General features: G+C 47.3%; 10 protein-coding genes. 5 read left to right on the plus strand and 5 right to left on the minus strand.

Annotated features, from left to right (window positions below):
* The first annotated feature begins 9 nt into the window (after positions 1-9).
* Positions 10-462, plus strand: a complete 453-nt coding sequence (locus C443_RS04300; protein ID WP_005534186.1) for a UPF0179 family protein — start codon at positions 10-12, stop codon at positions 460-462.
* 191 nt (positions 463-653) lie between these two features.
* On the opposite strand, the gene C443_RS20730 is transcribed toward C443_RS04300, so the two are convergent.
* Positions 654-1817, minus strand: a complete 1164-nt coding sequence (locus C443_RS20730) for a glycosyltransferase family 4 protein (RefSeq protein ID WP_080505450.1) — start codon at positions 1815-1817, stop codon at positions 654-656.
* A gap of 522 nt (positions 1818-2339) precedes the next feature.
* Here C443_RS20730 and C443_RS21145 point away from each other — a divergent pair.
* Positions 2340-3995, plus strand: coding sequence for a hypothetical protein (locus C443_RS21145; protein WP_152423018.1), 1656 nt, complete (start codon positions 2340-2342; stop codon positions 3993-3995).
* 123 nt (positions 3996-4118) lie between these two features.
* Here C443_RS21145 and C443_RS20735 read toward each other — a convergent pair whose 3' ends face one another.
* Positions 4119-5195 carry a sulfatase-like hydrolase/transferase gene (locus C443_RS20735; RefSeq protein WP_080505451.1) on the minus strand — a complete coding sequence of 359 codons (1077 nt, stop codon included), beginning with the start codon at positions 5193-5195 and terminating at the stop codon, positions 4119-4121.
* Complete coding sequence (locus tag C443_RS22380) at positions 5192-5521, minus strand: sulfatase-like hydrolase/transferase (protein WP_080505452.1); 330 nt, start codon at positions 5519-5521, stop codon at positions 5192-5194. The genes C443_RS20735 and C443_RS22380 overlap by 4 nt, the downstream gene beginning before the upstream one ends.
* A gap of 533 nt (positions 5522-6054) precedes the next feature.
* On the opposite strand from C443_RS22380, the gene C443_RS20745 reads away from it, so the two are divergent.
* Together C443_RS20745 and C443_RS04320 are read left to right on the plus strand one after the other, a co-directional pair.
* Positions 6055-7512: a sulfatase-like hydrolase/transferase gene (locus C443_RS20745; RefSeq protein WP_005534188.1), complete on the plus strand. Its 1458-nt coding sequence runs from the start codon at positions 6055-6057 to the stop codon at positions 7510-7512.
* Positions 7513-7634: 122 nt separating this feature from the next.
* Positions 7635-9164 carry a flippase gene (locus tag C443_RS04320; RefSeq protein WP_152423019.1) on the plus strand — a complete coding sequence of 510 codons (1530 nt, stop codon included), beginning with the start codon at positions 7635-7637 and terminating at the stop codon, positions 9162-9164.
* A gap of 10 nt (positions 9165-9174) precedes the next feature.
* Here the strand turns inward: C443_RS04320 and C443_RS20750 are convergent, their stop codons facing one another.
* Both C443_RS20750 and C443_RS04330 read right to left on the minus strand, forming a co-directional pair.
* Positions 9175-10611, minus strand: a complete 1437-nt coding sequence (locus C443_RS20750) for a sulfatase-like hydrolase/transferase (RefSeq protein WP_080505455.1) — start codon at positions 10609-10611, stop codon at positions 9175-9177.
* A 118-nt stretch (positions 10612-10729) separates the two neighbouring features.
* The gene (locus C443_RS04330; RefSeq protein ID WP_005534191.1) at positions 10730-11905 is read right to left on the minus strand and encodes a glycosyltransferase family 4 protein; all 1176 of its coding nucleotides are present in this window, start codon (positions 11903-11905) and stop codon (positions 10730-10732) included.
* Between the two features lie 498 nt (positions 11906-12403).
* Here C443_RS04330 and C443_RS04335 point away from each other — a divergent pair, with 498 nt between their 5' ends.
* Positions 12404-13543, plus strand: a complete 1140-nt coding sequence (locus C443_RS04335) for a glycosyltransferase family 4 protein (RefSeq protein WP_005534192.1) — start codon at positions 12404-12406, stop codon at positions 13541-13543.
* Positions 13544-14112 lie beyond the last annotated feature (569 nt).

The following is a 14112-nucleotide window of genomic DNA, read 5'->3' on the forward strand; positions in this document are numbered from 1 at the left end:
TAGTCCGGTATGACCACTGTTACGCTCGTCGGGACGCGCCTCGCCGAGGCCGGCGCGGAGTTCGTCTACCGCGGCGAAGCCAGCGGCTGTGCTGACTGTCCCTACCGCGACCAATGCCTCAACCTCACGACCGGAAACCGCTACCGGATCACCAACGTCCGACAGAGCGGGCAAACGCTAGACTGTGCTATGCACGACACCGGCGTTCGAGCTGTCGAGGTCGAGCCCGCACCGATTCAGGCCAACGTCCCCTCGAAGGGTGCGTACGCTGGAAGTAAGGCGTCACTGATGGGCCCCTGTCCACACACCGAGTGTCCCAGCCATCCCTACTGTGAGCCTGCTGGGGCTGAATTTGATGAGGAATATCGTATATCTGAGATTACTGGTGATCCGCCGCATGACTACTGTATGCTAGATCGGGACCTGACGTTGGTTGAGTTGGAAGCGCCGGAAGATGGCTGAAGGAATTCCCCGGTACGTCGTGTGTGTTTTTCCACATCTGGCAACGAAACGGATCTCTCGGGGCTATTCAGACATTCTTGATTTCTTCAATGATGAGATAGAGAGCACTATGGAGCGCCATCTCAAAAAGCGACAGCTGAATTCACAATAACGCTGGATATATGAAATATGGTAGATTGGTGGGGTTGTCCCTATGAAACAATCCGATTGTAGAGATCTGCATACTCTTTGCCAACCCTTTCGGGAGTGTACTTCTCTACTTCACGTTTTCCAGATTTAGCCATTGATTCTCTCATTTTTTCATCGCTTAACACTTCCTGAAGCGTTTCTGCTAATGCCTGTGTATCAAATGGATCGTAGAATTCGGCTACATCTTTGAGGATGTGTGATGAACTAGGATTTTCGGAGGCAACGATCGGCGTCCCAGACGCCATCGCTTCTAACCAAGTTCGTGAGAAGGGCTCTGTATATTTTGAGGCATGAATGAGTAACCCTGCATCATTGTAAACTTCGGGCAGCTTGTCATATGGGCTATAATTCAGGCTCACCTGTGCGAGACCCTCTTTCGAGATAAGATCTTTAATTTTCGGCTTCAGTTCTCCTTTGCCATAGATTTTGAGTCTCCAGTTGTTTTTTATTTCTTCTGGAAGAGAATCAAACGCTTGTATGACCTGGATAGGGCCTTTATTACCGTATAGTTGACCAATGAATAAGATATCGCGTTTGCCGTTTATTCCAGCAGACCTGAAACGATCATCCAAAATATTTGGAATCACGTCTATTTTTTCGGGATCATACCCGGAACGCGTCATTACCGTTTTCATCCCCTCTGTTTGAACAGTGTAATGATTAACCCGTTTGGAAAGTGTCTTCCCAATATACTCTATTACGCTACGGATTGGTGCTTGAATGCCAGTATATCCACGGGTTCGAGAATGTCGGTATGTCGTTGATAAACCATATTGAGGTAGTCCCTCCCGGAGGTGTTGCTCGGGATCAGGCGATATCCACGTATGATTGTTCATTGTAGAGACAGTTGGTGTTGAACTCCGTAGAACCACCCCGGGCAAGTGCCTTACATTATACACATGAAGTAAGTCATATTCTTCCAGAGAAGGTAAATGACGGAATACACTGATATTTTCGCCAATCGTTTTTGGACCCGGATAGTGAGATTGGTCTGGGAGCCTGTAAATACCGTTTTGTTTTACAAGTGATTTCTCATCCCCCACAGTGGCAAACATGTCAACATTGATACCTTGGTCGCGTAAACTATCCGCTATTAGTTTGCTGCTAATTCCTGCCCCCCCTGGATTATCTGGAGGGAATTCTGATGTTATAAACCCCACTTTCATGTCTAAAAATTAATACTGGTGTCCAATATTATCCTTTTGATTGAATCATGCCATTTAGACTGGGGTATGAATTATAGTAAATACGACATAACCTCTCGTACGAATTCACTGGTCTTCCCAGCCCTCATTTCGACATTGAGCATCTATATATGACACCATAGCACACAGTCTGGGTGAAAACTATGGATATAAAAGTGACAACAGTTCTCACTAAGCACCGGACATGGTTTCATTAAGTTAATTCAAAATAGACTGTTGTATCGTTCTCGGATCTGACTGAGAATATAATACTAGATGCAAAAATATAAAATCGATTGACATCAAAGATGTACCACTTTTGGGCATTGTAATATGTTTGTTTTTACACGTTCAGAAGAGACAGTCCCGGATTGGCTCAGGTTGTTCAGTTTCGCATGGAATAGCGTTATGTGAGTACGATGGCGGCACCAGAGCGAGAGATTTTTTATAATTGACACTGCTAGGGGATAAATAATCAGTCGAATCAGAGTGAGTCCTTGAACCGTGAAAACTCAAAGTCAACGAGCCAAAATTGCACTAATTCTGACGCTCCTTGGGACATCAGGCACAGCACTATTATTCTCTTTTGGATACTATCTCTCGATAATTAGCCTCTCTATCGTTCTGTTAGTTGCTGTGTATCTTGTTAGACGAAAACCAATACTTGCGCTAGCAATCTTCGTATCCGGTCTTGTTGTACTGCGTGTTCAAATCTACCTCTCAACCCCCTCAATGATTGGAATGGATCCAGATAAAGTTGCTGTTGGTGTTGAGCGCATCATTCTATCTGGGTCGACCGATTCCATTGGCAGACTAGCCTTTTATCAAGTTGCGGCAAACTTCCATGTTCTTGCCGCAACCACTGGAATTCTTCTAAATGTGGGCGGCCGAGATGCTCTAGTCATCTCTCCAATCCTTCTGACAATTGTCCCTCCAGTTGCAGCAATAGCAATTGCTCGGCGATTTCAATATGATGGACTTATTGCGGGAATTATCACTGCGAGCGCATCAACGCTTGCGGCGTGGAGTGTCCAACCCATTCCACAGGGGCTGGCCGTCCCACTTGTCGCCATTTACCTCTTATCTGCCATTATTTACTTTCAGCTTGAGAAATGCGAACGGTATTCTGGAGCCATTCCAAAAATAGCTCTATTACTGAGCCTTCTTATTGCACTTATGTTCACTCATAAACTCTCTCTTGGGTTCATTGCGCCCATTTTTGCCACAGCGACACTACTCTCAAGGGGGAATCGACTGCTAGGGAGTTTTACTATAATCATAGTCTGTCTGGCCACTTTACAGTGGTTTTTTGCGACAAATTTCGGGTGGGGATTGTTCAATGTGATACTTCTCCCATCTATCGCCGGTGCGTCATTCTCCACCGGTGCTGTTAACCTCTCAGCAGCATCGCCAGTCCTTGGTGGGCTTTGGGGATCAATCCTGACGAATTTACATTGGTTATCTCTCGGTGCCGCAGCTGGAGTCGGCTGGATGGTCTTTGGCTACCGACAGTACAGAGCCCACAATCCATCAATACAGCTATTAATTTCCGTGGGAATGATGAGCGCTATTCTCGTCGCGATATCGGTCTTTGGTCCTGGTGTTGCATACACTCGGATTATTCTACTGTCGGTTGTTCCGTTCGCTATATTTACCGAATTCGGAGTTGAACGCCTTCCTCATATGGGTACAATCCTTGTTGTAGGACTGCTTATTCTAGTCCAAGTGACTGCACCGATTGCGTCACCGGACCACCCTGGCCAATTCAGACAGTATCTCACCGAAGAAGAACAACACGCAAAGGGAACTATTGATGGAGTGACGAGCAGTGTCTCGACAGACCTCTACTATGCGCGGGAGCTACACGAGATTTCCGCCAATAGAACCTATCAGACAGGAGAAGGTCACTCTCTGCAAGACGGATGGAGACCGATTGGAGAACGATTATTCAACGGTAACATCTCCAGTGTGAAGGGTAACATAGTACTCAGAGACATCAATCGCTATCGGATGAGTGGAACACAAGTACTCAATTATACACCACGACATGAATTAAGACATCGCTCGGTTGTATATTCCTCCGGAAGTGTTCAGTTGATCGCGGAATCAAACTACACGTCCCCAGAACACAGAGATACATCGGCTGTCTCTCCAGTCTAAACCGTAATTTCACCGTATTGTACAGATATGTCTATATGTGAAAAGTAACTCAAATTTGATTAGAGTGTCTCTGTCGGTCCTGATATTGAGATCACTGTCTCCTGATTAAACACTGACTTGTCTTCACATCTTATATCCAAGATCCTCCAGTCGTTCTTCCATATCTTGTGAAAACTCTCCCTCAAGTTTAGAGAGATTCTCAGGCGAGGTTATGTAATCCTCTGCTACTGATACCAGTCCTGACACATTACGAACGTTTTCTGGATTCCGTTCCCCTTGGTCGGTGATGTAGTGATAGGCTTGTTCATCGTCACCGAACGGATACCAGAAATCCTGGGGCGGCGAGACATTATGCCGAATATATTTCCAAGATTTATCTCTGACTGTTACAGTGTGGCCGTTCTCATCTACCGTATCAGAGATTACGGGCTCCTTTATCGGTGTATTGGATAATAAATCGCCACTTCCGCTTTCTGAGGGGAAATCTCCGGGCCGCTCAGAGATAAGTTCGGCGAGAAGTTCATGAATCCATGCTAGTGAAAAAGGAGTTTGAATCCTCCGTGACGACATATCTGGAACTCGAACTAACATCGGAATGTGGAGTAATTCATCGTAATGATGATGTCTTGGGTGCCCATACATTTCTTTTCTATCAAATAATACTTCTCCATGGTCGGCTGTTATAAGAAGAATCGTTTCATCCCATATCCCGGCAGATTTAAGATGATCAACGAACTCCCGTACTTGCCGATCAACATACCTTAACCCGTCATCGTATAATCGACGATATCCATCTGAGTCAATGCCTGCTACTCGATCTGCATCTCTCAGTAAATTCTTATGTACTGGTGTATCACCGACACCAGGATGGATGGGCGCATGTAAATCCATGAGATGAGTCCACCCAAACATTGGCTTGGCTGTATCGTTAAGTTCTCCAATGAACTCCTGAAGGACGTACTCAGCACGGTGTGTCGGCCATTCACCACGCGTCTGTAGCAACCGGTGGGCTATGTATGGAACGGTATATGGAGTCCATAGTGAATCATATTTTCTCATCCGGGTTTTTATATCATGAGCGTAGTCGGCAACGGAGAAACCCGAGTCGTCACCTCCCGTCTCTGCCTTTGGGTCGCTTCCATCTGTCTGCAAATTTCGGAACAAATCGAATCCCAAGTTGAAATTCCGGTTCTCAGTCATATGGGGTTTGATAGCACAGCTAGCGTCTCAAATCCATGCTCACTCAGATACGAGGCGATTGTATCGCTGTTCTCTGGTATAGCTTTCCATGCATGGGAATTAAAATAATGGCTATTGAAAGAATGTCGTCCAGCAAAAATACCAGGGGCTGACTCTGTAGTATAAGGTCCCGTGGCAAACGCATTATCAAAGATAATTGACTCTCCGGCCAATTTATCTATAAATGGAGTTGTATTTTCATGATGTCCATTAAATCCACACCTATCATACCGGAAGCAATCTATGGTGAGTAGTATAATGTTCGTCATATCCTCAACCATACACATCGAATATATTAAGATTTTCACTGGGGCTTTATTTAGGAGAACTGTTGTTAGGTGCCGAGAAATTATACCTCAATATCTGTACGTTAATTATGACTCTCATACGTATGAGGTAGTCGATACCGGTGAGCGACCGCTATAGAGTCAAAGAAGGTAGGATACCAATAGGATGACCGACACGAACAATTCCGCCTGATACGCTTCTCTCGATATCGTCAGCGGGTCGACATCGACAAGATGTACGCCTCTGCCGAGAATAAAAGCAGCGATTGCGATAGGGAGTTGAGCCTGTTTGTTACGACTTCTTTGGCTTCCGTAACTGTAGGACCGGTGAGCGGTGTGATTGTAGTGCTGAAACATGGCTTTCAAATGAAAACGGGGCTGTTCGTTACGATTTATAGGAAAAGTCGTTACTGTACTAACGTTGGATTTTGTCGCAAACTACGAGGTTTCGGTGGGTAGTAAACCGGCCAAAGCGCTCGGCAAGGGTGGTCATGACCACATGGTATTTGTATGAATAGTTGAATGTGTCAAATGTGAAGCCATCAGTTCATGTTTTCACTCTTGATTGTCTGCGAGCATCAACCTGTACAGAGCGAATAACGCCGTTCTTACACACGCTCCCGCTTCAGTGGACTCGGTGCTATTCGTCTGGGACGTGGACGCTACCGTCCCATGCTTCCCTATTTAGCGGACAGTGTCCAATTAACCATGGCGTCACGCGATCGAGTGATACTCTTTCAAAAGGCGATGCAAACCTCCCCAAAACGGCCCAAGAAAACGGCTACACGACAGCAATCTTCAGCGAAAACCCAACGTTCAGTTCGTCAATGGGCTTCAACCACTACATTGACGTCCCCAATGATGACATCCATCGGAAACTGCTCCCGTCGGAATTCTCGCCGGTCAAATCTGTAGAGGAAATAAGTGTGAATGAAGCAGTGTCGCTCGCTACGGAGGTCATTACACGTCCTAACCGACTACGGAACACTGTCAACGCTGCATATGCAACATACCGTGAATTATTCAACCAAGATCCGTCATACCCGCATCACGGGGAGCGCATTTTCAACCATCTCAAGTCTTTTACCTCCCAGCGAACAGCACCGATGCTAACGGTAACAAATGTTCTGGACCCACATAATCCGTACCACGACACACCTCCAGAAATGAAAGAATCGCGCCCCCAGCCTGAGCTCGAAGCACTTCGGGCAGGAGATGACAACCGTATTTATCTACTCACCAGCGAAGATCCTCCAGAAGGTGTATCTTCGATCTATGACGGTTGGGAATCATTTTTCCACGCTCAAGAGAGTATCTATGAAGAATACGCACAAGAAGCTGATCGACTTCTGCAGGAGTGGCACAACGCACAGACAAATCGTTTCAAAGAGGACTTGGTTGTCATCTTAGGGGATCATGGACAGCTGTTCGGTGCCGAAGAAATGGTCGGTCATCACACTTCATTGCATCCACATGGGATTAATGTCCCGCTGGCGATTGACCCTCCTCATAACTGGAAAACGCCAACAAAAGCCATTGACACACCTGTTTCGACCGCTGGCGTTGGCTGTGCGTTGATGAATGTAATCGCTGGCGAGATTGAGACGACGAAAGAACTCGTTAATAATATTAGTTACTATAGTCAGGATTCGAATGGAGCGGTTATTGCGTGCGCTGATGGTCCAACTTGGTCAATTCCAGCACTCCACGAAGATGACCGATTCGATGACTCACTCATTGACAAGCTTGCCGTTCGGAAAGTTGCTTATATTCGCGATGAGAGAGTTGACATTTACAGGAGTCCATGGGATACAGAAACAATTGAGTCAACTTCTTTTACATACACTCAGGATGCACGTAACTCTGTTCCAGAACGCGATACACCACCTATTACAGACGATGCTGAAGAATGGCTCGTCCAAATGTACAATCCCGAGAATGAACAGCGAAACACGGTAGATGCGCGATTAGAAGCACTCGGCTACGTCTGACCATGTAAACTACGTAATAAGTAAATAAGAATGGGACGAGTAAGACTCATCGGGGCTCTGACTAGAAGATCGTATTTGCAAAAATTGAAGAGATGACAGATCAACCCTATCCTTAGATACCTGTGAGTACGCAAGGCTCAACGTTATCAAAATTGGCAAAAAGCGCGTCTATCGTGATGCTAGCGATGATCTTTGGAAACTCTATCGGGCTATTAGCTGAGGTGGTTATTGCTAGATCGCTGCCACCCTCACTGTATGGAGAGCTAACACTGGCATATACGATCGTTTTTTCTCTAGGGACCATTGCGCTACTTGGGATTCATCAGGGGATGACCCGGCAATTTTCAGCAGCCGAGACAGAGAGACGTCAAACCCAGATACTTTACGCTGGATTCAGTATGATCCTATTTTCAGCTCTTGCTACTGTTGGCGGTCTATACTTTTTTAGAGGTTGGTTTGCAGACTTTATGTCTGCAGACCATCTCTATGAACATCTATTACTATTGTCGCCTTTTTTACTATTTTATCCTCTATCACGAGCAGCACTTGCAACTCTTCGTGCCGAAAAAAGAACTCTGCCTGCAGTGATAGCACAGCACCTTGGTGGAAGAGGAATGGCCTTCCTATTCCTCGTTATATTCGTGTTAGCCGATGCACAATTCGTAGGTGCCGTAGTATACTGGGTCACTACGCCTCTATTTATCTCTCTTATCGCCTTGTATTATTTATTTGAAAGTGGATTACTAAGGAATCCGTTCGATACATCACCTGATAAAAAAACCGTTCGTAAGCTCTGGGACTTCTCATGGCCGCTTGCTATCGGATCTGGGATTTTTCTTCTTCTAAATAGAGTGGATATTCTGATGATTGGTTATTTTTTGCCGTCGAATCAAGTGGGCTACTATCGGGCGGTGCAACCATTAAAGAAGATCGCGACGTTTGCCCTTGGTTCTTTCACCTTTCTTTTTCTACCAGTGGCGACAGAATATTATACGGAAGGAGACACGGATGGTTTGGATCAAATATTCACAATCACTACGAAATGGATACTTCTGATAACACTCCCCCCAGTGTTATTGTTCGCCTTGTTTTCTCCGGATGTGATCAAAATACTGTTCGGGGACAATTATCTACCTGCAGCACCAGTCTTGACCATTCTGAGTGCTGGACTACTATTTCGCGCTGTTAGTGGACTTGACGGGGATATGGTCAAAGCAATCGACCGCCCTCGAATTGAGCTGTTTTCTGGTGCACTAGGCCTTCTGTCAAACATCATTCTAAATTTTCTGCTAATTCCAACGTTTGAGATATCTGGAGCGGCTATTGCTACTGTTTCTGGGTATATTATATACAATGGAGTTGAATTAATCTGGATATATCACTTAACAGGCGGATCTCCGTTTTCAGTCAATATTGCGAAACATATTGGTGTTATGTCTGTACTTGCTATACTGGTCTCTGGAATTCTTCCTTCTCCCGTTGGACTAGTCGGGTTGATTGCTGTCGGTATCAGTCTCACCCTCCTTCAGCCAGTAGTTCTCATTCTCACCTCAAGCGTAGATGAAGCTGATCTTGATTTGGTTAGACAGATCGAATCAAAAACAGGAAAGAACCTTGAAATAGTAAAAAAGATCGTCAAAAAAGGCGTTTAGTTTATATCACCTAAATATAGCCCAGGTCTTCCAGTCGGCTCTGAGTGGTCTCATTGACACTCGCCTCTTCGCTCGTGCCGTCATTCAGCTCGCCGAGTTCATTCGTTAACTTACTGCGAAGCCGATCAGCTTGGTCAGTATCGTCTACTGGAGCTGTTTCAGTCGGATCTTTTCTGAGATTGTACAACTCTGTGAAGCCATCAGATCCTTCAATAAACTTCCAAGGGCCTATTCGAATAGCGCGAAGGGACCGGTCATACTCTCGAACTTCGTCTTTTATCTTCCCAGCCCGTTGCTCCAAGGCATTCATTGAGGGTTGGGGTTCTGGGTATTCAGAGATTGCTAGATTATCTCTTTTTTCCTCATTCAGCAATGAGTTTGAGATGTTTCCATCACCCACATTTGCTATTTCACACAGAGTTCCGTAGATATCCTTTGTTTCTACTAAATCTGTTACACTTCTTGGAGTCACCGTATCTGGATATCGGATCGCAAGTGGAACATGAACCAGAGTTTGGTATAAGCAGTACTGATGATCCATTAGCCCGTGGTCGCCAATATTTTCACCGTGATCTCCAGCAACAATGATACATGTATCGTCTAAGATGTCCTTCTTGCTAAGTCCTTCCAATAGACGGCCAATTTGAGTGTCGAGATACCGGATCTCTGCACGGTAAAGACTACGAAGGATCTCAAAGTGCTCAGGGCTAACTGATTCCTGGCCGGCGATATACTTCCACGGATTCTGGTTCAGGTGGCGCGCTTCATGTAGTTCCACGTTGTCCGGTAGTTCGTCGTTTGCTAGATTGTCGGGTGGCTTGTAATCTAGATGTGGTTCCATATAGTTCAGAAAGAGAAACTGCGCATTGTCGTGATTATTATCCAATATAGATAATGCGTCAGAGGTTATTTTTTTAGCACCGCTGTCAGACCGCTTTGCCCAGAACTTTTCATACGCTATATTCCCGATAGTTTTAAAACTAGACGTTAGTGTGACACGCTCGGACAGGGCAAGAATTTGCTCTCGACGTGAGGAAAGATTCCGGATATCTCCAATTTCTGCACCGCCCCAAAATAGATCATATGCCGTTTTGAATTGATCAAACCCCTTATCAAAACCGAAACCGGGAGATACCCAGGGGTTAGCGGATATGCCGACAGTGTGATACCCCTCATCATGAAGTACCTGTGCAATCGCTGCGTTCGGTGGATCAAAATTTGGACTGTTCGCAGACGTTCCATGTTGCGAGGGATATAATCCCGTGAACATTGAACCGTGAGAGGGAACGGTCCATGGGGCAGCTGCGGTAGCATTCTCATATACAGCTGCGTCATCAAGTACCGACTCGAAATTCGGGAGCTTTCCTTCTTCAAGAAGATTATAAAACGTTGAGGCACGGCAAGTATCAACTACTATAAATATAATGTTTGGTTTTGATCTCATCATTACTACTTTGAATACTGACAGTATGAGTGAAATTATTTTCGGACTCCAAAGTCGACACCTGCTTCGGAGACTGCTACCGGTATGATTTCGAAACGCAGATTGACCAGATAGTCAAGTTTTATAAAGGATCTCTTGCGGACGGTCCAGTGACCTCCTCGTATATTGCCTCCAATTTACTCGCGCTTGCAGCCCACGAGTAATTATTCCGACAGACCGTTCTTGCCTGTTCAGCACTGAATGAACCGTCTGTAAGGCCTCCAGAGATAGCTTCAGCCAGTGCACCGGAATCATCCACAGCTACTATACTGCCAGCGTCATTGGCAATAATGTCATCAGAGACGCCAACCACGTCTGTTGTCACAACTGGTGTTTCACAGGCCATCGCTTCCAGCACCACTAGTCCAAACCCTTCTTGATCCGATGACTTAGAGGGTAGCACAAACAGGTCTGCGCCAGAATATAGTGCCACCAAATCCTCATCCGGTACACGACCGAGAAACTCAACGTGGTCGTCAACGCCGAGATCCGTCGCCTGCTGTTCGTACTGTGCGTGTGCGTCACCGCCACCACCGACGAGTAATTTTGGTACCAACTCTTCACTCTCCGATAGTTGTGCAAGTGACTTGAGTAATACATCCAGACCTTTGTATCCGTGATGTCCATCAAGCACACTCAGGAAGAATAGATTCGAACGGTCCGAGTCAAATCCAAGTCGTTCTCTTCTAGCCGTGTCAAGTTCTACTGGATGAAACCGTTCTACGTCGACTCCATTATGCACGACGCGGACCTTGTCGGTGTGTGGTTTGAGATGCGACGAATCTTCTATGTAATCTGGCTGTGTTACAATGATGCGATCAGCGATTCCGAGCGTCAACTGGAGCATCGTCCGGTTGTATGCGGTCGCAATGTAGTCGGCGAGGCCGTCGCCGATGATGTCGTTGTGGTATGTGACAATAACAGGGGTGTCGGTAATTGCACCTGCAAGGGCACTCAGATCCGCGCTCCAAGGCGTGGGGATATGTGTGTGGATAATGTCTGCGCTCCGCGCTTCCTCTAGTAGCACCTTCGGCAAAGCAGGCGTGATATTTGTATTGGCAATCTTACCAATGCTCGACAGTCGACGGACAGTAATCCCATCGATGATTTCTCGCTTGCCTGTCTCCGTCTTAGCTTTGGCGCAGACGACGGTGACACTGTGTCCGGATGCTACATGCTTCTTTGCAAGACTGTGGACGTAGGACTCTACCCCCCCAATGTAGGGGTGGAATCGGACCGGTGTCTGCAGGATTTGCATTACTCCATCCCAGTACTATCAGGATAATAAGCAGTTCGACAGAAAAATATCGTGCTACTGTAATTTAGACGCCTTAACAAAACGCACTGATGGGAACTCATTGCCCGTATAGATCGTTAGCGAACTTGCTTAGCCTCACTATACAATGTCTGATCCCTCTAGCAGTCGCAATATCCAAATGCATACTTGAACTACCTCTTATCCAAGTTCGAGTGATAGCGGAGATCGCTTGGGTAATAGTTGTTTTATCGACAAGAGACCGGTAATTGCTTTCTTCCGGTTTTTGACGACGGTTTGAGCCAGCGTATCAGACTACGAAATTACGATGCGTGATAGTTGCCTAATGCCTTCAGATGAGTGAATCAGATTTCACAGTATGATTACAAATTCACTGTTTCGGAACCGGACAACTGATTCACCTCGAACAACCTCGTTCCAAGACTTGTACCGAAACATAGTCTTCAAGACGATGGTCCAAGAGATACGACTCATCTGCTCATGGATATCTGTTTTATAAGCAATGTGATATACCCGTTTATTACCGGTGGCGCAGAGAAACGCATCCACGAAATCGGCACTCGCCTCGCCGACAAAGGACACGATGTCACCATCTACGGTCGTCACTACTGGGACGGCCCAGCGGAGACCACACACGAGGGGATGACCCTGCGTGCAGTCGCACCTGAAGCAGACCTCTACGAAGACGACCGGCGGTCCATCACCGAGGCTATCGATTTCGCAGTCCGCGCACTGCCCCCGCTTCGCCGACGGCTCAGCGACAATGAACACGACCTTGCGATCGCTAGTGTCTTCCCGTATTTTCCAGTGCTCGCAACGAAGCTTGCTAGCCTCGGGACTAGCACGCCAGTCGTCACAACCTGGCATGAGGTCTGGGGCGAGTACTGGGAGGAGTACCTCGGATTGCTCGCTCCGGGTGGCAAGATCACCGAGCAACTGACCGCCAGGACGCCGCAGCATCCGATCGCAGTGTCTGGTATCACTGCGGACAACCTCGCTGCAATCGGCCCGGCCCGCGAGCATATTGAGGTCGTGCCCAACGGACTCGACACCGAGCAAGTCCGGACTGCCACACAGCCCGACAGTGGGTACGATATCGTCTTCGCCGGTCGGCTGATCGAGCACAAGAACGTCGACATCCTGCTGGAGGCCTTTGACCGGGTCGCTGACAAGCATGCCGTCACGCTCGGGATCATCGGCGACGGGCCTGAGCGTGACCGCCTCGACAGGAAACGCGACTCACTGACCCACGCCGACCGCGTTTCGATGCTGGGATTTCTCGACGACTACGAGGATGTGCTCGGGCACATGCGTGCTGCGGACATTTTCGCGTCTCCGTCGACGCGAGAAGGATTTGGAATTACATTCGTCGAAGCAATGGCTGCTGACTGCACCGTAATTGCTGCGGACCATCCGGATTCGGCGGCAGACGAAGTTATCGGTGACGCGGGCTTTCTCGTTGACCCAACCGTTGACTCGCTTACAGAGAGACTCGACGCCACTCTTGGCGGTGAGCGTCCATCGGCTAACCCTGTCGAACGTGCGGAGCAATACGACTGGGATGCCGTAGCTGATCAGGCTGAAACCGTCTATCAGCGGGCGGTTGACGGGTCGTGGTAAATCACACCGCCGCGAGCCGGAACTCCGCCCTGTCTCCATCTACGGTTTTACTACCGAGTGCGTACCCACACACCTCTTTCCGAGTTAGCTACGCTAGAGCCCAGTCTAATCACTCAACCGGTACTCTCTGCTGGAATGTATTACTAATCTACCACTGAATCAAGAGACACACACCTGATTCCGAGTTAGTCAGGTATCAGGGACAGTCGCGCTGGGCTGAGGGAGGCATATACTCTCTGCTTGCGCTTCTAACTATCTGCTGTATTTCCAGCCCGCACTCGTGTGCGGTATCGTCACCCACCCACCCCAGTATGTCCAGTGTCTTTGTTGCTTGGTCTGTGTCCAAGTCATCCACCGCTGAGACAGATGTGCTCCGATCACGAGCGGCATGTCATCTGGGTGAGTATCTCTGATTCCCTCCCGTTCACGATTCCGTTCTCAAGAATACACCATCGAATTTATTGACCAAGCAGAGACCCGTCATCATATTCGATATGTTTCCTGCACTGACGATTGGCGGCGCGTCGAAGAGCTATGCACGGCTTTGGTTACGTCAGCCGCGAACGCAT

Source organism: Haloarcula argentinensis DSM 12282, from assembly GCA_000336895.1.
Classification (GTDB): Archaea; Halobacteriota; Halobacteria; order Halobacteriales; family Haloarculaceae; genus Haloarcula; species Haloarcula argentinensis.

Bases quoted from the DNA above. Each gene is read 5' to 3' on its own strand.
- C443_RS22380 (WP_080505452.1), bottom strand. From the start codon at position 5,521: ATGTGTATGGTTGAGGATATGACGAACATTATACTACTCACCATAGAT.
- C443_RS04335 (WP_005534192.1), top strand. From the start codon at position 12,404: ATGGATATCTGTTTTATAAGCAATGTGATATACCCGTTTATTACCGGT.
- C443_RS20735 (WP_080505451.1), bottom strand. From the start codon at position 5,195: ATGACTGAGAACCGGAATTTCAACTTGGGATTCGATTTGTTCCGAAAT.
- C443_RS20750 (WP_080505455.1), bottom strand. From the start codon at position 10,611: ATGATGAGATCAAAACCAAACATTATATTTATAGTAGTTGATACTTGC.
- C443_RS04300 (WP_005534186.1), top strand. From the start codon at position 10: ATGACCACTGTTACGCTCGTCGGGACGCGCCTCGCCGAGGCCGGCGCG.
- C443_RS20730 (WP_080505450.1), bottom strand. From the start codon at position 1,817: ATGAAAGTGGGGTTTATAACATCAGAATTCCCTCCAGATAATCCAGGG.
- C443_RS04330 (WP_005534191.1), bottom strand. From the start codon at position 11,905: ATGCAAATCCTGCAGACACCGGTCCGATTCCACCCCTACATTGGGGGG.